General features: G+C 69.2%; 22 protein-coding genes, 1 tRNA gene and 1 pseudogene. 17 read left to right on the top strand and 7 right to left on the bottom strand.

The genetic code is table 11. From position 1 onward, the window contains the following. Nucleotides 1-29: 29 nt before the first annotated feature. A complete protein-coding gene (locus QE454_RS09265; RefSeq protein ID WP_210073749.1) occupies nucleotides 30-578 on the bottom strand; it encodes a DNA modification methylase in 549 nt (182 codons plus the stop codon). A gap of 159 nt (nucleotides 579-737) precedes the next feature. Between QE454_RS09265 and QE454_RS09270 the strand changes: the two genes are divergently transcribed. Continuing rightward, a complete protein-coding gene (locus QE454_RS09270) occupies nucleotides 738-1220 on the top strand; it encodes a CarD family transcriptional regulator (RefSeq protein WP_056229249.1) in 483 nt (160 codons plus the stop codon). A gap of 48 nt (nucleotides 1221-1268) precedes the next feature. After that, nucleotides 1269-2472, top strand: a pseudogene (gene ispD, locus QE454_RS09275) (2-C-methyl-D-erythritol 4-phosphate cytidylyltransferase). On the opposite strand, the gene QE454_RS09280 reads toward ispD, so the two are convergent. Then, nucleotides 2469-2855, bottom strand: a complete 387-nt coding sequence (locus tag QE454_RS09280; protein WP_309668788.1) for a GNAT family N-acetyltransferase — start codon at nucleotides 2853-2855, stop codon at nucleotides 2469-2471. The pseudogene ispD and the gene QE454_RS09280 overlap by 4 nt on opposite strands. 141 nt (nucleotides 2856-2996) lie before the next feature. On the opposite strand from QE454_RS09280, the gene cysS reads away from it, so the two are divergent. The 3 genes from cysS to QE454_RS09295 are packed head-to-tail and all read left to right on the top strand — an operon-like array spanning nucleotide 2997 to nucleotide 6049. After that, nucleotides 2997-4397 carry a cysteine--tRNA ligase gene (cysS, locus tag QE454_RS09285; RefSeq protein WP_307455953.1) on the top strand — a complete coding sequence of 467 codons (1401 nt, stop codon included), beginning with the start codon at nucleotides 2997-2999 and terminating at the stop codon, nucleotides 4395-4397. Next, entirely contained in the window at nucleotides 4390-5388 is a 999-nt protein-coding gene (gene rlmB / locus QE454_RS09290) for a 23S rRNA (guanosine(2251)-2'-O)-methyltransferase RlmB (protein WP_103206179.1), read from the top strand. Before cysS ends, rlmB begins: the two co-directional genes overlap by 8 nt. A gap of 19 nt (nucleotides 5389-5407) precedes the next feature. Beyond that, a complete protein-coding gene (locus tag QE454_RS09295) occupies nucleotides 5408-6049 on the top strand; it encodes an NAD(P)-dependent oxidoreductase (protein ID WP_307455949.1) in 642 nt (213 codons plus the stop codon). A gap of 236 nt (nucleotides 6050-6285) precedes the next feature. On the opposite strand, the gene QE454_RS09300 is transcribed toward QE454_RS09295, so the two are convergent. Next, nucleotides 6286-7608, bottom strand: coding sequence for a DUF4032 domain-containing protein (locus QE454_RS09300; protein WP_210073757.1), 1323 nt, complete (start codon nucleotides 7606-7608; stop codon nucleotides 6286-6288). A 79-nt stretch (nucleotides 7609-7687) separates the two neighbouring features. Further along, nucleotides 7688-8791: an ABC transporter ATP-binding protein gene (locus tag QE454_RS09305; RefSeq protein ID WP_103206182.1), complete on the bottom strand. Its 1104-nt coding sequence runs from the start codon at nucleotides 8789-8791 to the stop codon at nucleotides 7688-7690. A gap of 212 nt (nucleotides 8792-9003) precedes the next feature. Here QE454_RS09305 and QE454_RS09310 point away from each other — a divergent pair, with 212 nt between their 5' ends. The 3 genes from QE454_RS09310 (at nucleotide 9004) to QE454_RS09320 (ending at nucleotide 10540) form a co-directional block, all read left to right on the top strand. Then, the gene (locus tag QE454_RS09310; RefSeq protein WP_210073759.1) at nucleotides 9004-9984 is read left to right on the top strand and encodes a thioredoxin domain-containing protein; all 981 of its coding nucleotides are present in this window, start codon (nucleotides 9004-9006) and stop codon (nucleotides 9982-9984) included. 41 nt (nucleotides 9985-10025) lie between these two features. After that, on the top strand, nucleotides 10026-10403 hold the full coding sequence (locus tag QE454_RS09315) for a hypothetical protein (RefSeq protein WP_210073761.1): 378 nt from the start codon (nucleotides 10026-10028) through the stop codon (nucleotides 10401-10403). Between the two features lie 61 nt (nucleotides 10404-10464). Next, nucleotides 10465-10540 (top strand) — tRNA-Thr (locus tag QE454_RS09320). Between the two features lie 69 nt (nucleotides 10541-10609). On the opposite strand, the gene xerC is transcribed toward QE454_RS09320, so the two are convergent. Genes xerC through QE454_RS09335 form a run of 3 tightly spaced genes read right to left on the bottom strand, consistent with a single transcriptional unit; the run spans nucleotide 10610 to nucleotide 12616 of the window. Further along, nucleotides 10610-11782 (bottom strand): tyrosine recombinase XerC, encoded by a 1173-nt coding sequence (xerC, locus tag QE454_RS09325; protein ID WP_307455945.1) that lies wholly within the window; start codon nucleotides 11780-11782, stop codon nucleotides 10610-10612. Next, nucleotides 11782-12243 carry an ImmA/IrrE family metallo-endopeptidase gene (locus QE454_RS09330; protein WP_307455942.1) on the bottom strand — a complete coding sequence of 154 codons (462 nt, stop codon included), beginning with the start codon at nucleotides 12241-12243 and terminating at the stop codon, nucleotides 11782-11784. The genes xerC and QE454_RS09330 overlap by 1 nt, the downstream gene beginning before the upstream one ends. Continuing rightward, nucleotides 12227-12616 (bottom strand): hypothetical protein, encoded by a 390-nt coding sequence (locus QE454_RS09335; RefSeq protein ID WP_307455941.1) that lies wholly within the window; start codon nucleotides 12614-12616, stop codon nucleotides 12227-12229. Before QE454_RS09335 ends, QE454_RS09330 begins: the two co-directional genes overlap by 17 nt. Before the next feature lie 110 nt (nucleotides 12617-12726). Here QE454_RS09335 and QE454_RS09340 point away from each other — a divergent pair, with 110 nt between their 5' ends. The 9 genes from QE454_RS09340 to QE454_RS09380 all read left to right on the top strand — a co-directional run bounded on the left by QE454_RS09340 (nucleotide 12727) and on the right by QE454_RS09380 (nucleotide 16798). Beyond that, nucleotides 12727-12963 carry a helix-turn-helix domain-containing protein gene (locus QE454_RS09340; RefSeq protein WP_307455939.1) on the top strand — a complete coding sequence of 79 codons (237 nt, stop codon included), beginning with the start codon at nucleotides 12727-12729 and terminating at the stop codon, nucleotides 12961-12963. A 237-nt stretch (nucleotides 12964-13200) separates the two neighbouring features. Next, entirely contained in the window at nucleotides 13201-13557 is a 357-nt protein-coding gene (locus tag QE454_RS09345) for a hypothetical protein (RefSeq protein WP_307455937.1), read from the top strand. After that, nucleotides 13554-13862, top strand: a complete 309-nt coding sequence (locus QE454_RS09350) for a hypothetical protein (protein WP_307455935.1) — start codon at nucleotides 13554-13556, stop codon at nucleotides 13860-13862. The genes QE454_RS09345 and QE454_RS09350 overlap by 4 nt, the downstream gene beginning before the upstream one ends. After that, nucleotides 13859-14035: a hypothetical protein gene (locus QE454_RS09355; protein ID WP_181904603.1), complete on the top strand. Its 177-nt coding sequence runs from the start codon at nucleotides 13859-13861 to the stop codon at nucleotides 14033-14035. The genes QE454_RS09350 and QE454_RS09355 overlap by 4 nt, the downstream gene beginning before the upstream one ends. After that, the gene (locus tag QE454_RS09360; RefSeq protein ID WP_307455932.1) at nucleotides 14035-14346 is read left to right on the top strand and encodes a hypothetical protein; all 312 of its coding nucleotides are present in this window, start codon (nucleotides 14035-14037) and stop codon (nucleotides 14344-14346) included. Before QE454_RS09355 ends, QE454_RS09360 begins: the two co-directional genes overlap by 1 nt. A gap of 406 nt (nucleotides 14347-14752) precedes the next feature. Further along, a complete protein-coding gene (locus QE454_RS09365) occupies nucleotides 14753-14956 on the top strand; it encodes a hypothetical protein (RefSeq protein WP_307455929.1) in 204 nt (67 codons plus the stop codon). Next, nucleotides 14953-15810 (top strand): PD-(D/E)XK nuclease-like domain-containing protein, encoded by an 858-nt coding sequence (locus QE454_RS09370; protein WP_307455927.1) that lies wholly within the window; start codon nucleotides 14953-14955, stop codon nucleotides 15808-15810. Before QE454_RS09365 ends, QE454_RS09370 begins: the two co-directional genes overlap by 4 nt. Beyond that, nucleotides 15807-16637 carry a hypothetical protein gene (locus QE454_RS09375; protein WP_309668600.1) on the top strand — a complete coding sequence of 277 codons (831 nt, stop codon included), beginning with the start codon at nucleotides 15807-15809 and terminating at the stop codon, nucleotides 16635-16637. Before QE454_RS09370 ends, QE454_RS09375 begins: the two co-directional genes overlap by 4 nt. After that, nucleotides 16634-16798 (top strand): hypothetical protein, encoded by a 165-nt coding sequence (locus QE454_RS09380; RefSeq protein WP_307455921.1) that lies wholly within the window; start codon nucleotides 16634-16636, stop codon nucleotides 16796-16798. Before QE454_RS09375 ends, QE454_RS09380 begins: the two co-directional genes overlap by 4 nt. Nucleotides 16799-16877 lie beyond the last annotated feature (79 nt).

The raw sequence follows: 16877 nt of genomic DNA on the forward strand, positions 1-16877 counted from the left end.
GGAGAACCGTCGGCGCCTTCGTCGTGTGTTCAGGACGCGGGAGTCGCGCTGGGCGTCGGCGACGGCGTGGCCGGGAACGAGGTCGACGCCTCGGGGCTCGGCGCGAGAGGGGCGAGGTACTCGAGCGCCCCGTCGAGGACGGGCACCTGGATGAGAGCACCCTGTCCGTCGCCGGACTGGAAGTACACGGGAACCGTCGAGCCGGGGGCCGCGTCGATGTCGTCGAGGCGGAGCGGCTCGACACCGTTGGCCAGATCGCCGAGGCTGAGGGTTCGGTTGGCCGGCACCGTCACCGAGGCGGGGACGGCGGTCGCGCCCTCGCCGACCTCGAGCTTCAGTGTGAGCACGTCGGTGGTGTCGTTGACGATGGCGGCGACGAAGTTGCCGGTGGTGCCGTCTTCGTCGGCGACGATCATCGCATTGCGGATGTGCAGCGGACCGGAGTCGGCGGGCACGTTCACACCGTCGGACGCGGAGTAATCGATGGTGGTCGCCTGCGGGGCGAGGATGTTGCATCCCGTCGTACCGAGTACGACAGCTGCACCCACGGCGATGGACGCGATCAGGCGCGTTTTCACGGATCCTCCAAGATCGACAGACGGCATCCAGATCATCCTACGGGGTCAGCGGTACCGGGCCGCTCGCACGCGCACGAGGGGAGGGGTCGGCGGGGAGGGCGGAACCTTAGCGCATGCGGGCCTGTGGTATCCTGGATGTTGCCGAAAGGACATAACTCCATGCTTTTTGAGGTTGGCGAGACCGTCGTTTACCCGCACCATGGCGCGGCCACGATCATCGAGGTCAAGGAACGCGTTATCAAGGGCGAGACGAAGAAATACCTGAAGCTCAACGTCACCCAGGGAGACCTCGTCATCGAGGTCCCGGCTGACAACGTCGACCTCGTCGGCGTTCGTGACGTGATCGGCAAAGAGGGTCTCGACCGTGTCTTCGAGGTGCTCCGCGCACCCTTCACCGAGGAGCCGACCAACTGGTCGCGTCGCTACAAGGCGAACCTCGAGAAGCTCGCTTCGGGCGATGTGATCAAGGTCAGCGAGGTCGTTCGCGACCTGTGGCGCCGCGATCAGGACCGCGGCCTGTCCGCCGGCGAGAAGCGCATGCTGGCGAAGGCGCGCCAGATCCTGGTGTCCGAGCTCGCTCTCGCCGAGAAGACCGACGAAGACCGCGCGAGCGTCGTGCTCGACGAGGTCCTCGCGTCCTGATCCCGCTCGGTGCGTCGCCCGTTCGTGGCGGCGCGCTAGCGTGAACGGGTGACTCTCACCCCCGTCCCGCGTCTCGCGGTCATCGTCGTCGCCGCCGGCTCCGGTACCCGTTTGCAGGGTGGTGCGCCGAAGGCGTTCGTCGGCATCGACGAGAGGTCGATTCTGCATCACGCTCTGCGTGGGGTGTTTGCCGCGACGTCTGCGCAGGTCGTCATCGTCGTGCCCCGGGGGTACGAGGGCGAGGCGCTGGCCGATGCGCGGGATGCCGCGGGAGACCGCGCCGACCTCGTCACTGTCGTGGTGGGCGGGGCGACTCGGCAGGAGTCGGTCGCCGCGGGGCTCGGCGCGCTCTGGGGCGACGTAGAGATCGTGCTCGTGCACGACGCAGCCCGTGCGCTGACGCCGCCCGCGGTCTTCGATCGCGTGGTCCAGGCCGTCGAGGCCGGAGCCGCTGCCGTCATCCCGGTCCTCCCCGTCGTCGACACCATCAAGCGCGTCGACGCAGAAGGTCGCGTGATCGGCCCCGTCGATCGCACAGAGCTCGCGGCGGCTCAGACACCGCAGGGATTCGCTCGATCGGTTCTCGAGGCGGCTCTGGCCGAGGTCGACTCCGATCACACCGACGACGCGGCCGCGGTCGCGGCAGCGGGGCACCCCGTGGTCACGGTCGAGGGAGACGCGGTGGCGTTCAAGATCACGACCGGCCCCGACCTCGACCGCGCTCGTGCCCTTCTCGAGACGGGCCCCGCGGCATCCGTCGTCCCCCCGTCGACCCACTCGGCGCCGCGCGTGGGCATCGGCACCGACGTGCACGGCTTCGGGGGAGAGGGCACGCTGTGGCTCGCGGGTCTGGAGTGGCCGGGCGAAAAGGCGCTGTCGGGACACTCCGACGGTGACGCCGTGGCGCACGCGATCGTCGACGCGCTTCTGGCCGCGGCCGGTCTCGGCGACATCGGCACGCACTTCGGCACCGACCGGCCCGAGTTCGCCGGTGCTCACGCGTCGGCGTTCCTCGCCCACACGGCCGGGCTCCTGTCGGCGGCCGGGTGGCGCATCGGGAACGTCTCCGTGCAGGTGCAGGGCGAACCGCCCGCGTTTCGCATCCCGTCGCGTCGAGGCGGAGCGGGCGCTGTCGGCCGCCCTCGGCGGTGCGGCGGTGTCGGTGAGCGCCACGACAACCGACGGACTCGGCTTCACCGGGCGCTCCGAGGGGGTCGCCGCTTTCGCGACGGCCCTCATCGTGCCGGCTTAGAGCTCGCGGGTCATGAAGGTCGACAGCGGGTCGGGCTGGTACGGCGCGAACGCGGGGCACTCCACGAAGCCCTCGCTCGCGTAGAGACGACGAGCGGGAAGGAAGTCGTCGGTACTCCCCGTCTCGAGCCAGAGACTCCGGATGCCGCGCTCGCGCGCATCGTCCATGATGTGCCGCAGGATCGCGCGGCCGATGCCCTGGCCGAGGAAGTCCTCGGCGACCCGCATGGACTTCAGCTCGGCACGATCGAGGTCCAGGTCTTTGCACGCACCGATGCCGGCGAGCTCGTCGTCGACCCAGGCGGACCAGACCGTGACGCCGTCCGCGGTGAGCCGGTCCACGTCGAGGGCGTGCACGCTCTCGACGGGTGTGTTCTCGAGCATGCCGGCGAGGTGTGCGGCGACGAGAGCGCGCGTGGCGTCTCCGGACAGGTCATCGGGGCGAATCACAAGGGGCACCCCCGCACATTAGCGGCGCTATGTTTCGCTCAGGGGTCGTGAGGGGGCGGCCGGTAGGCTGGGCCGGTGACTGTTCGGCTGTACGACACGAAGGCGCAGGGACTGCGCGACTTCGTCCCCCTCGACCCCTCGAACGTCACGGTCTACGTCTGCGGGCCCACCGTGCAGTCGGGCCCGCACATCGGCCACGTGCGCGCAGCCCTGGCCTTCGACCTGCTTCGCCGGTGGCTTGAACGCCGCTACGGCCGAGTCACGTTCGTGCGAAACGTCACCGATATCGACGACAAGGTCCTCGCCAACGCGACCGAAACCGAGCCGTGGTGGGCTCTCGCCTACCGCATGGAGTTGGAGTTCTCGCGGGCGTACGAGGCCGTCGGCATCCTTCCCCCCACCTACGAACCCCGCGCGACAGCATCGGTGACGCAGATGCAAGAGCTCATCGCCGAGCTCATCGAGCGCGGCCACGCCTACGCTGCCGCCGGCGACGTCTACTTCGACGTGCGCTCGTGGCCCGCGTACGGCGAGCTCACCCGTCAGAGCCTGGATGCCATGGAGCCGGCGTCCGACGCCGATCCCCGGGGCAAGCGCGACCCTCGCGATTTCGCCCTGTGGAAGAGCGCGAAGTCCGATGAGCCGGCATCCGCGACCTGGAACTCTCCCTGGGGCGCGGGACGGCCCGGCTGGCACATCGAGTGCTCGGCGATGTCGCGCCGCTATCTCGGGCCCGAGTTCGACATCCACGGCGGCGGTCTCGACCTGCGCTTCCCGCACCACGAGAACGAGATCGCGCAGTCGACGGCAGCCGGGGACTCCTTCGCGCGCTACTGGGTGCACAACGGCCTCGTCACCGTCGACGGGCAGAAGATGTCCAAGTCGCTCGGCAACTTCACCCTGGCCGCCGACGTGCTCGCCGCTCACGACCCGCTCGTGGTGCGCTACGCCCTCGCCGCCGCGCACTACCGCTCGAACCTCGACCTGAGCGAGGCGTCATGGACCGAGGCCGAGACGGCCCTCGGCCGGATCCGGACCTTCCTCGACCGGGCAGAGCGTCTCGTGCAGCCGGGGTGGACCGAGGCGACCGATGCACTCCCGACGGAGTTCGTCGAGGCCATGGACGACGATCTCTCCGTACCCCGGGCGCTCGCCGCGATCCACACGAGCATCCGATCGGGAAATGCGCTGCTCGACGCCGGCAAGTACGATGAGGCGAAGCAGGACGTCATGGATGTCATGCAGATGACGCTCGTCCTGGGGATCAACCCCCACTCTTCTCAGTGGGGTGACACCGGCGGGGGAGCGCAGACCGCCGCTCTGGACGCCCTCGTCCAGACGATGATCACGCAGCGTGCGCAAGCGCGCGCGGACAAGGATTGGGCGGCCGCGGATCGCATTCGAGACGCGATCGCCGCCGCAGGAATCACGCTGGAGGACACTCCGGCCGGAACGCATTGGAGTATCGATGGCTAAGCCTGGACGCCCGGGAGCACGCAACCCCGGCAAGAAGAAGGGGCCCCTCAAGGGCACCGGCGGCCACGTCCGCAAGGCACTCGAAGGGCGCGGACCCACCCCGAAGGCCGAAGACCGCGCCTGGCACCCCGCGGGCAAGCGTAAAGCCGCCCAGGAGCGCTACGCCGCCGCCGGTGGCAAGGCGAAGCCGGGCGTGCGCGCGGTGGGGAGCAACCCGAATCGCAAGAGCCCGAAGGCGGCCGACGACACCGAGACGGTCACCGGTCGCAACTCCGTCCTCGAGGCGCTGCGGGCCAAGATTCCCGCCACGGCGATGTACGTCGCCCAGCGCATCGAGATGGACGACCGCGTCAAAGAGATGCTGTCGATGGCGACGAACCGCGGCATCCCGGTGCTCGAGGTCACGCGTCCCGAACTCGACCGTATGGCCGGCTTCGACGGTGTGCACCAGGGCGTCGCGCTCAAGGTGCCCCCGTACGCCTACGCCCACCCCCAGGACCTGCTCGAGCAGATCATCGACCGCGGTCAGGTTCCACTGCTCGTCGCGCTCGACGGTGTCACCGACCCTCGCAACCTCGGAGCGATCATCCGTTCCACCGGCGCGTTCGGCGGTCAGGGCCTGATCATCCCGCAGCGTCGATCGGCGAGCGTCAACTCCGCCGCCTGGAAGACCAGCGCCGGGGCCGCCGCGCGTATCCCCGTCGCGCTCGCTGCCAACCTCACGGCCACGCTCAAGGAGTTCAAGAAGCAGGGCGTGTTCGTGCTCGGCCTCGACGGCGACGGTGACGTGTCACTCCCCGCCCTCGAGCTCGCCGATCGTCCCGTCGTGATCGTCGTCGGTTCCGAGGGCAAGGGCCTGTCGCGCCTGGTCACCGAGACGTGCGACCAGGTCGTGTCGATCCCCATCTCCGCCGCAACCGAGTCGCTGAACGCCGGCATCGCGGCATCCGTCGCCCTGTACCAGGTGTCGACGCTCCGCGGCACCGTCTGACCCTTCGAGAGGAACGCTCATGCCCCGCATCGCCGTCATCGGAGGCACCGGTTACGCCGGTAGCCACATCGTGACCGAGGCCGTCCGCCGCGGTCACACGGTCGTCTCGATCGCCCGCTCGGTTCCCACCGAGCGCATCGAGGGTGCGACCTACCTCGAGGGCACCGTCCTCGACGTCCCCGGTCTCGTCGCCCAGCTCGAGGGCGTCGACGTCGTGGTGTCGGCCGCCGCTCCCCGCGGTGACATGGAGGGCAAGCTCCGCCCCGCGATCGCCGAGCTCGTCACCGCGCTCCCCGAGAACGTCCGCGTAGGCGTCATCGGCGGCGCCGGCGGTTCGCTCGTCGCCGATAGGGGCCCGCGCCTGATCGACACCGACGGCTTCGCCGAGGAGTACAAGCCCGAGGCGCGCGAAGCGATCGGCATCCTCGAGGATCTCCAGGCCGACGACACCGGGCGCGACTGGTTCTACGTGCACCCGGCCGGCGGCTTCGGCTCGTGGGCGCCGGGCGAGCGCACCGGCTCGTACCGCGACGGCGGCGACGTGCTGGTGGTCGACGGCGAGGGCAACTCGTTCATCGGCGGCGCCGACTTCGCCATCGCCGTCCTCGACGAGATCGAGAACCCGAAGCACACGCGCGGGCGCTTCACCGTGGGGTACTGAGCCCACGACGCACCGAGGCCGTGGCATCCTGGATCGATTCCGGATGCCACGGCCTCGTCGTTTCGTGGGGTGCGGTGCTCGCGCCGCTGCGCTCGTCCGCGCGTCCTCTCCGCCGCGAGGACACGCGATCTGGACGAGATGACACGATGTCGCGTGTGATCTCGGCGAGATCGCGTGATTTCGCGATCGTGCCGCGAACACGGGAACTGGTGCGGACGGAGGGCTCGGCGGCGGCGTCAGACCAGGTCTCGCCAGTCGACCGAGTCGGTGTCGGTCGTGGGCACCTCGCCGGTGGCGGGGGCATCGGCGTCGGAGATCGTCGGCAGCGACATCGTGTCGGTGGGCGGGCCCATGACCGTCGCCTCGTCGCGGCGGTGGCGCAGGACGTCGTCGATGTAGGAGCTCACGACCTCGGCGAGCGGGACGGACCGACCGCGCGCCTGCGACATGTACCAGCGGTGCTCGAGAACCTGGTGGAACACCTCGGCGGGCTCGAGCTTGGCTCGCAGATCCCACGGGATCGCCATGACGATGGGTTCGAACACACGGGTCAGCCACTCGTGCGCGACCATCTCTTCGTCAGCGCCGAGACGTGAGACGCGCGCGCGGAACTCGTCGAGGTCGTTGAGCAGACGGCGGGCCTGGTTCTCTTCGACGTCGAGCCCGGTCAGGCGCAGCAGACGGCGCTGGTGGTGACCCGCATCGACGACCTTGGGCTGGATCGACACCTTCGTGCCGTCGCTCGCCGTGCGGATAGACATCTCACCGATGTCGAAGCCGAGGGCGTTGAGACGATGCACGCGCTCGGTGATGCGCCACGACTCGTCGACGGCGAAGGACTCCCTGTCGGTGAGGGCACCCCACAGCGAGTGGTACGACGACACCAGTCCGTCGGCGATGGCCACGGCATCCACTCCGCCCTCGAGGCGACCGCCGGCCTCGAGGTCCATGATCTCGCCGGCGATGTTGATGCGGGCGATGTCGAGGTCGTGCGCGCGCTGACCGGGCGTCAGGCGGTTGCCGTGCAGTTCGCCCGTCTCGGCGTCGACGAGATACGCCGCGAATTCGCCGGCGTCGCGGCGGAACAGCGTGTTCGACAGCGATACGTCACCCCAGTAGAAGCCGACGTTGTGCAGGCGTACGAGCAGCACCGCGAGAGCGTCCACGAGACGCGTCGCGGTGTGCGGGCGCAGCACCTGCGTGAACAGCGCGCGGTAGGGGAGCGAGAAGCGCAGGTGCGAGGTAACGAGGGCGGCGGGAAGGGGGCGGCCCGAGGCGTCGGTGCGCCCGGCGATCACGGCGACACGGTCGACGCAGGGGGCATCGAGGCGGTCGAGATTGCCGAGCATGTCGTACTCGCGCCGGGCCATCTCTTCGGTGGTCTCTTTGATGGCGACGACGCGACCGGAGAGGTTGGCGAAGCGCACGAGGTGCCGCGAGATGCCCTTGGGGAGTGCCACGATGTGGCTGCTGGGCCAGTCGGCGAGAGCGGTCGACCAGGGCAGCTGCAACAGGCCCGGGTCGACGGTGCTCGCCGTGATGCTGAGGGATTCGGACACGGGAACCTCCGGGAAAACAGTGAGGCGCGCCCCCGACCCGACGGATCGGGATCGGGGACGCGCCGCGTCGATGCGTGGATCAGGCCGAAGCGATGGCCCGGTCGGTGAGGCGGTCGCCGGTCTCCACGTCGAAGACGTGCACGTGGCCGGGAACCGGCGCGAGCACGACCGTCTCGCCCGCGTTGGGGTGACGGCGACCGTCGACGCGAGCGACGAGGTCGGTGCGCTTGCCGTTGATGTCGGTGTGACCGTAGAGGTAGCCGTCGGCGCCGAGCTCCTCGACGAGGTCGACGACGACCGAGAGGCCGCGACCGTCGGCGGGGGCGACCTGGATGTCTTCCGGACGGACGCCGATGGTGACCGCGGAGCCGTTGGCCTTGCCGATGGTGTCGGCTTCGACGGGGACGACGAGGTCGCCGAAGCGCACGCCGCCCTCAGCGAGGTCGGCGGTGAAGAGGTTCATGGCGGGCGAGCCGATGAAGCCGGCGACGAAGACGTTCTTCGGGGTCTCGTACAGGTCGCGCGGGGTGCCGACCTGCTGGAGCAGGCCGTCCTTGAGCACGGCGATGCGGTCACCCATGGTGAGCGCTTCGGTCTGGTCGTGCGTGACGTAGACCGTGGTGACACCGAGGCGGCGCTGGAGCGACGCGATCTGGGTACGGGTCTGGACGCGCAGCTTGGCGTCGAGGTTCGACAGCGGCTCGTCCATGAGGAAGACCTGGGGCTGACGGACGATCGCGCGGCCCATGGCGACGCGCTGACGCTGACCACCCGAGAGGGCCTTGGGCTTGCGGGTCAGGTACTGCTCGAGGTCGAGCAGCTTGGCGGCCTCGAGCACGCGCGAGGCACGCTCTTCTTTGCCGACACCGGCGATCTTGAGCGCGAAGCCCATGTTCTCGGCGACCGTCATGTGCGGGTACAGGGCGTAGTTCTGGAAGACCATCGCGATGTCGCGGTCCTTCGGCGGGACGTCGGTCACGTCGCGGTCGCCGATCAGGATGCGGCCGGAGTTGACCTCTTCGAGGCCGGCGAGCATGCGCAGCGAGGTGGACTTGCCGCAGCCGGAGGGGCCGACGAGAACCAGGAATTCGCCGTCGGCGACGTCGAGGTTCAGCTTGTCGACCGCGGGGCGGGTTCCGCCGGGGTACAGACGGGTTGCGTTGTCAAAGGTGACGGACGCCATTTTCTCTTCTCCTTCACCGGCAGGTACGTGCCGGACGATCCGTAGTGAATGGAATGAACGGGGGCGACCCCGTGCGCCCGACGTTGGACGCATTCGTCAGTATCGCACGTGTCTGGTCATTTCTCAGCCAGCCTGGCTACCATCGATCCTCGTCGCCCCACCCGCGCGACCCCCCTGATTTCATGCGGCATCGTCCGTGCCCGGAAGGTTTCATGTCCAACGACCAGTCACCGAATGTGCCAGCAGAACGCGACCGCCGTGAGGCGGTGCGCGAGAAGGCGCAGCAGGTCAAGGCGAAGCAGACGCGATGGCGTATCGCGCGTCGCTCGCTGCTGGGTATCGGGGCCGTCGCCGTGATCGCCGTCGGCGCCGTGGGCGTCTCGTTCGCGCTGAACTCGCGGGAGTCTCGCTCGCAGGCGCTTCCCGACGCCGCCACCGACGACGGTTTCGTCATCACGAGCGCCTCGCAGGTGGCCGACCCGCTCGCCGATCAGACCGTCGACGGCAGCGCCGCGACGATGTCGGCACAGGCCACTCCTCCGGCCGCCGAGCCCGCACCGGCGACCGAGCCGACCCCCGAGCCCACGGGCACGGCAGCGCCCGTCGACATCCGCGTCTACGTCGACTACATGTCGGCCGAGGCGCGCGAGTTCCAGACCGCGAACGCGAGCCAGCTGTCGAAGTGGGTCGGCGACAAGGCCGCCACCCTCACGTACTACCCGGTGGCGATGCTGACGTCGAAGTCGAACGGCACGAAGTACAGCCTGCGCGCGGCCGGTGCCGCGGCGTGCGTGGCGACGCACTCGTCGGACCGCTTCTTCGCGTACAACCACGAGCTGCTCACGAACCAGCCCGCGGTCGACTCCGACGGGTACAGCGACCAGCAGCTCGCCGACATGGCGCAGGGCGCCGGCGTGAGCGACATCGGTGCGGTCCGCGACTGCATCGAGGGCGAGACCTACACGGCGTGGGCCAAGGCCGCCACCGATCGTGCGATCAAGGGCCTGCCCGGCACGAAGGGACAGGCGCTGACCGCCACCCCGACCGTGCTCGTGAACGGCACCGAATACGTCGGCAACATGGATGACGCGAAGGAGTTCGCCCAGTTCGTGCTCACCGTCGACAGCAACGCGTACTACTCGACCGCCACCCCGACGCCGTCCGTCTCGCCGTCGGCCACTCCCGCGGGCTGACGCGTCGGCGCGAATGCGTCGCTGTATGAGATTCTGGTGACATGAACGAAGAGCTTGAGGACTCGCCCCCGCGGCGGTCCCTCACGCAGCTGAAGGCATGGGTGCAGGAGTTCCGCGACCAGGGTCACCTGTTCGCAGGCCAGCTCAAGGTCGTCGAGCAGGAGGATGCCGACAGCCAGGACACCGGTCTCGTGGTGATGAACCTCACCAACGCGCGTGCGTCCGTCTACATGCAGCCCAAGGGCTACGACGAGCCGCTCTGGGAAGCGACGCTCACCTCGCGCCCCGAAGACCTGACGCTCTCTCCGCACGAGATGGCGAGCCTGGCCGCTGAGCTCGTAGTGGCCGGAAACCTCTGCTCGTTCCTGCAGTGGAAGTCGCTCGAGTGGGACCGCGAGAGCGGCACGCACCGCGACTGAGCTGTCTCGTGAGGGAGCTTCACCGTTCTAGACTCATCCATCGAGACGTCCCGCGTCTCACGCCGGCTTGGCGCAATTGGTAGCGCACCGTACTTGTAATACGGGGGTTGCAGGTTCAAGTCCTGTAGCCGGCACCAGAAACCGCAGGTCAGAAACAGAATCGGCCCCGCATCTTTTCAAAGGTGCGGGGCCGATCCACGTTTTACTCACGGTTTTCGCGTGAGCAGTTTCGACAGAACGGATGCGGCGGCGGGGCCGCGGTGGATCTCATCGGCGTAGCTGCGCTCGGTCGTCTTCGTCTCCTCATGGCCGAGTTGATCGCGCGCAGCTTCGATCCCGAGCTCATCGCGGACGACGGTCGCCACGGTCTTGCGGAAGCTGCGCGGCGTCACGCCCTCCCACGCTGTGCCCTTCAGGGCATCCCGCCACGTCGTGCGGTAGTTGTTCGGATGCCGGAACGTGCCGACGCTCGAGGGGAACACGAACTGCGAGAACGACGAGACCCGCCGCCGCATCAACATGTCGACCGTCTCAGCAGGTAGCTCGAGCTCGCGATAACCGGCGTCGCTTTTGGTCACTTCCTGCACGAACATCTTCCCGTCGCGATCCTGCGCGATCGTGCCACGAACGATGACCCGCTGCGCGACGAGGTCGAGCGCATCCCATCGGAGAGCGAAGACTTCGCCCGTGCGCATGCCCGAGCCGACGAACATGTTCGCCGTGTCGGCGAGGTCGCTCGCGCGTGCCCGGCGCGGCCGACGATCGCTCGCGTCGCGAGGCTCTGCCCCGGCGTCCCATTGCTCGAAGCGGTCGAGGATGCCCTGTACCGCCGAGCGGTCGGGGGCGGCTGCTCGCGCTGTCCGTTTCGCGCGCTCGGGTGCGGGGACGTCGCTCATCGGGTTGGCGCGCACGGCCCCGTGTCGGGCGGCGAGGGTGAACATTCCGCTCAGCACGACGTGCGTCGTCTTCGCGGTGCCCGGCCCGGATGACCGCGCGAGCGCGACGAGGAAGCGGTCGAGCCGTGGCACGCTGCACTCCTGCAGGCGCACGCTGCCGAGGCCCGGGGTGATGTGCTTCGTGATGGCGTTCTGATAGATCCGCACCGAGCCTTCGGCGAGGCGCGTGCGAGACTCGAGCCAACGCGTCGCGAGGTCGGAGACGGTCGTGTCTGCGGTGAGATCGTCACTCGCGGGGGCCAGGCGCTGTTTCAGCGCCCGCACGAGATTTCGCTCGGCCTCGGCGGGCGTCTTCCCCTGCCGGTCCATCGACCGCGTGACGCCGTCGGAATCTCGATAGTAGGCGCGCGCGGTCGGCTTGCCCTTCACCGTCATGCGGCGGATGCGCCCCCACGTCTCGAGTTCGAGCGGCGGCCGAGCCATCAGGCGACGCCCTCGCGTCGCTCCCACATTTCGGCGCCCATGCGCGGTCGCATGTAGACGCTGTCGCCGAGACGCTCGAGCAGCCCCTGAAACGCGATGACCGTGCTGCGCATGACGTCGAGATCGACGGCGATCGCGCCGGGGTGGCCGGCGTGTACGGCTTCGAGGTGCCGGTAATCGTCGAGGTCGATCAGGCGGAGCGCGGCCCATTCCTCGGCGCGGCGCTCTTGCTTCGCGTGCACGGGGCCGAAGCGGGTTGGGGAGTCCCCGAATGCCGCGTGCCCGAGCTCGTGCGCGAGCACCGACCGGTGATGGCGGGCCGACATGCCGCGGCGCAGGCGGATGCGTCGGGAGTCGTGGTCATAGATCCCGTCGCGGTCAGCGGGCATGCGCACGTACTCGATGGTGACGCCGATCGCGTCGGCGAAGTCGAGGAGGCGAAGGTCAACTGGGGTCGTCATATGAGGGCTGTTCGTCCGTGGGTTCAGGGTCGGCGGCGCGGGCGGCGAGGTACAAGTCATCTTCGGCGGGGGTTCCGACATTGCGGGCCGGGAACGGCGTCAGGTTGTTGGTTTCGCTCGCGACCCGCTGTGCACGGCTCATCAGGTCTAGGGGGTCGATGTGGAGCGCGCTCGCGATCGAGTAGAGGTCGCGCACGTTCAGAGTCACGCGCTCGCCCGTGCGGGGGTTTCCTCCGTCGAGACGCATCGACATGTACTGCGAGGTCTCGCCGATCAGACGACCGAGGGCGCGGGAGGAGAGATCCTGTCGGCCCATCTCGGCTTTGATCTCGGAAACGAGAGCGTCGGCGAGGCGCTGAGAGTAGTTGTCCACGGGATCTGAGTATGTCCGCTGCATGATTTTTAGTCAATACGCATGACTAGCTTGACAGCGCATGACAAGTCATTCATTCTCGTCACATGACAAATCACGCAGCAGTCGGATTGGCAGCCGCGCAGCGCCTGGCGGGCGAGGTGCGGGCCGAGATGGCACGGCAAAAGCGCACGGCGGGAGAGATGGCGCGGGTGCTCGGCATCACCGCGCACACCGCCGGACGCCGCCTGAGCGGGGCCGTTGCGTTCAGCGTCACTGAACTGATGGCTGTCGCGATGTGGCTCGGCATGGACGCAAAAGAACTGCTGCGGCGGGCAGAGGAGCCCGCGCACGCGGTGGCATCGTGACCGGCTCGTCTGACCGCGGCGGCCCCGTCCTCACCACACGAGGGGCCGCGACGTATAGCGGTCTCGCCTATCAGACCTTCCGAAACCTCCTCGCCGCGGACCAAGGCCCGCGCAAATTCAAGCAAGGCCGCTTGAACGTCTTCTATCCCGTCGACCTCGACGCGTGGATGCGAGAGCGAATTACCGACCCGACGCAGGCCGCGGCGTCACAGACCACCTCACCTGAAGGGGCAGTACATGCCTGACCGCAACACCGAAGCTATCCCGACCGTCGAGCGTCCGGTCGCTCTCGTCGTCGAGGCGTCGTTCGACAGTGACACGTTCACGATCGACACGACCACGATCGACGGGCAGCGCGTCGTCGTCATGCAGCAGCGTGACGGGGTCCGCTACCTCACCCCGACCGAGACCCTCGCACTCTCCCGTGCGCTGCTCTCCCGCCTCGCGTACGTCGGGTTCCCGACCGAGCAGCCCGCCGATACCTGCGAGAAGCACCGCGGCGAACGCTGGCGCGCGTCGTGTGCCGGATGCTGCGATGCTCTGCGTGCGCATCAGGCCTGGAACAACGCGCACCGCGACGGGGTGTCCGCGTGAGCGTCGTCGTCGAGGAGTCCCGCCCGATGGGGCATCGTCCCGCGCCGGTCGCGCCGACGCACCGCGAGGTGCTCGCCCGATCGCAGCGACTCGCGGATTCCGCCGCGCAGGCGCTGAACGATGAGGCGTTGCGCGTCGAGCGCGACCGTATGGCGCTCGCGACCGTGCACAGCGTGCTGGCCGCCGACGGCTGGGAGCGTGCCTACGCGAACGCGTCGAAGAGCGCCGCCCGCCTGCTGGCCGGTGTGATCGCCGAGCAGGCCGCGAACCGCACGCACGGTTTCACTCGGAAGCTCGAGGCATGAGCGGCACGCGGCGCACGCTCGCCATCCCGGGGATGCCGGTCGTGAAGGCGCTCGAGTCCCGACGGGTCCGCACCGAGCGGGAGGAGCGGATAGCCCGCAACCGTGTGGCGGCGAAGCGCTTCGATCGCGTCGACCGGTACGCCGATCGTCACGACCGCGAGGCGGTGGCCTGATGGGGCAGACGCTGCGCACCCGAGACGCCGACCCGGTCACCTCGGCCGAGGCCGTCGCCGACACGGATCTCGCCCGCTCGCAGATGGAAGTGCTCGCCATCTTCGAGATCGCCCGCGAGGAGGGCGTGACGGCCCTCGCTGAGCACGAGGTCGTCGCCTGGGGCCGCCGCCTCGGATCGACCTACTCGGATCAGCGACTGCGGTCCTGCTGCCCCGAGCTCGAGCGGAAACGGTGGCTGACCCGCACGCCGTCTTTCAAGCCTGGCCCGACCGGCACCCGCCGCGCCGAGGTCTGGGCGCTCGCCCGCTAAACCCCCACCTCTCACCATCTCGGCGACACGGCCGATGTTCCGTGCTGCCTGAAACCGACCGCAGGAGGTCGATGTGAATCCCGACTACTTCCCGCCGCAGCTGGGGCTGCCGATCGCGGGCGCGCTGTTCGCGGGGTTGGCCCTGCAGTGGCACCTGGACCGACGCAAGAAAGGGGGCGCCCGTGGGGACGTCCGAACGCAAGGCGCGAAAGCGCGCCGGGGTCAAGTTCGTGAAAGCGCAGAAGGTGCCGTCGCGACCGTGGCGGCAGGGTCGCCCGAAGGGGCTCGGCCTGGTGACCGGCGCGGAGATCCTCGCATCGCTGGTCGTCGCTGGTCGGTTGTAGCCGCTGGTCTGGCGGTCGCCCTCGCCGGCCTCACCGGCTGCTCGGCGATCAGCGCCGGCACGGTGACCGATAAGCACTCGCGCCCCGGGTACTTCTACACGACGACGTCGTGCCGCACGGTCAACAAGACGACCACGTGCACCCCGTCGACTCTGTGGATGCCGCCGACGTGGCGGCTCGATCTCCGCGACGGCGAGAAGAGCGGATGGGTGAACGTCTCGAACGCGACGTTCGACCGCTACCAGGTGGGGGAGGTGTACCCGTGAGCGCGCTCGAGGGGTTCGTGCCCGATCTCGACGAGGTGACGTACCACGCGCACCCGGCGCTGTCGTCGACCGGCGCCCGGCAGCTGCTGCAGGCGCCCGCCCGGTTCGCGCACTGGATGCAGAACAAGCCGCCGCACAAGAAGGCGTATGACGTCGGCTCAGCGGTGCACGCGAAGGTGCTCGGCACCGGGTGGGACGTCGTCGAGATCCCGGACGAGTTGCTGTCGGGACCGAACCGGGCGATCTCGAGCGTCGCCGCAAAAGACTGGGTCGCCGCGGCCCGCGAGTCGAACGCGATCCCGCTCAAAGCACCCGAGATCGCCGAGGTGAACGCGATGGCGGAATCGGTGCTGGCGCACGCGATGGCCCGCGTCATGTTCGAGCAGCAGGGCGACGCCGAACTGTCGGTGTTCTCCCGCGACGACGAGACGGGTATCGAGCAGCGGTGCCGGTTCGACTACCTCGGCAGCGGGTCGGGCCGCCGGTTCGCCGTCGACCTGAAGACGAAGCACGGGTTGGCAACGCCCGTGAAGTTCTCGAAGACGGTCGCCGAGCTCGGCTATCACGTCCAGGTCGGCCACTACCTCGACACCCTCGCCGCAGCTGGCGGCGGCGTCGACCAATTCGTGTTCGTCGTCGTCGAAAAGGAGCCGCCCTACCTGACGGCGACGTACGTGCTCGGCCGCGAGTACCTCGAGATGGGGTACGCCGGGGCCGCCGAGGCGCGCCGCCGATTCGCCGCCGGCATCGAGTCGGGCGAGTGGCCCGGCTACCCGCAGGAACTGCAGATCGCGATCCCGCCGAACTGGGCGGTCTACGACCACAACGAAGGCCTGGGAGGGCTGACGACATGACGACTCTCGATGACATTCAGATCCCCGTCGACATGCGGGCGTCCCGCCTGCGCGGTGCGGAGCGGCCGACACCGCCGCCCGCGGTCGACGACGTGGCGCAGACACTGGCCGAGTACACGCGCCTGGCGCTGTCGACGGGCTCGCGCCTCGAGATCGACCCGGTGGAGTTCACCGCCGACGGTGAGGTGTGGGTGCCGCTGTGGCTGCACACTGAGCCGCCCGTCGCCGCACGCGCCACGGTGCGCCGCGACGACGTCGAGACCGTCGTCTATCGCCGCTGGGTCGAGGCGATCCCGGGTGAGACGGCGCTCACGGACGACGGCCGCCGCTGGTGTGACATCTGGGAGGCCAACCCCACGGAGCGTCTCGAGTCGTATGTGCTGCGCGCCGCGCTCGCCCGCGCCTTCGCTGACGTGATCGGCGACCGACCCGACCCCGGAAAGCCGCGCACCCGCGCCGTCGCGCCTGTCGCCGCCGAGCCCGCCGAGGGGGGAGCCCGCCCCGCGCATCTCGCATGCTGCGGCGGCCGAGCTCGAGGCGGCAGTCGCCGCGCTCCCGTGGGAGGCGGCCGAGGTGGCCGCTATGCCCGGCCCGGTGCCGCGCCCGCCCGCCGCGCACGTGCCCCGTCTGGCCGCGCCCGAGACCCGCGGGGGTGTCCGGTGATCGCGCTCGTGGGCGCCGTGGCCCTGATGCTCGCGGTCGTGTCGGTGGGAATGCTGGTCATCGCGGGTGTCCGCGGGGACCGGCGCCCGGTCGCAACGTTCTCGACGTCGCTCGTCGTGAGCCTGATCCTGGTTGCCGCGTCAATCGTCGGGGAGTCGTCGTGAGCGCGCTCTACGTGATCGGGATGGCGATCGCTATCGGGAGTGGCTGCGCCTTCGGGCGGGCGGTCGCCCTGGGCGAGAAGACGGTGGCGGCGATCGCCTTGGGCGGGATGCTGGTCGGTATCGCGATGGCGGCCCTGTCGTCCCTCGTGGGTGGCTCATGACCGGCCCGGGGGAGTTCAAGACGGCGACGGTCGAAATCATTTGGCAGCGCGACGCAGGCGTGTGCGCGTTGTGCGGCGT

The sequence above is a fragment of the Microbacterium sp. SORGH_AS_0454 genome, from assembly GCF_031453395.1.
GTDB lineage: Bacteria > Actinomycetota > Actinomycetes > Actinomycetales > Microbacteriaceae > Microbacterium.

Coding starts and splice junctions, on each gene's coding strand:
- QE454_RS09270 (WP_056229249.1), top strand. CDS start 738: ATGCTTTTTGAGGTTGGCGAGACCGTCGTTTACCCGCACCATGGCGCG.
- QE454_RS09280 (WP_309668788.1), bottom strand. CDS start 2,855: ATGCTCGAGAACACACCCGTCGAGAGCGTGCACGCCCTCGACGTGGAC.
- rlmB (WP_103206179.1), top strand. CDS start 4,390: ATGGCTAAGCCTGGACGCCCGGGAGCACGCAACCCCGGCAAGAAGAAG.
- QE454_RS09295 (WP_307455949.1), top strand. CDS start 5,408: ATGCCCCGCATCGCCGTCATCGGAGGCACCGGTTACGCCGGTAGCCAC.
- QE454_RS09305 (WP_103206182.1), bottom strand. CDS start 8,791: ATGGCGTCCGTCACCTTTGACAACGCAACCCGTCTGTACCCCGGCGGA.
- QE454_RS09310 (WP_210073759.1), top strand. CDS start 9,004: ATGTCCAACGACCAGTCACCGAATGTGCCAGCAGAACGCGACCGCCGT.
- QE454_RS09315 (WP_210073761.1), top strand. CDS start 10,026: ATGAACGAAGAGCTTGAGGACTCGCCCCCGCGGCGGTCCCTCACGCAG.
- xerC (WP_307455945.1), bottom strand. CDS start 11,782: ATGGCTCGGCCGCCGCTCGAACTCGAGACGTGGGGGCGCATCCGCCGC.
- QE454_RS09330 (WP_307455942.1), bottom strand. CDS start 12,243: ATGACGACCCCAGTTGACCTTCGCCTCCTCGACTTCGCCGACGCGATC.
- QE454_RS09345 (WP_307455937.1), top strand. CDS start 13,201: ATGCCTGACCGCAACACCGAAGCTATCCCGACCGTCGAGCGTCCGGTC.
- QE454_RS09355 (WP_181904603.1), top strand. CDS start 13,859: ATGAGCGGCACGCGGCGCACGCTCGCCATCCCGGGGATGCCGGTCGTG.
- QE454_RS09360 (WP_307455932.1), top strand. CDS start 14,035: ATGGGGCAGACGCTGCGCACCCGAGACGCCGACCCGGTCACCTCGGCC.
- QE454_RS09375 (WP_309668600.1), top strand. CDS start 15,807: ATGACGACTCTCGATGACATTCAGATCCCCGTCGACATGCGGGCGTCC.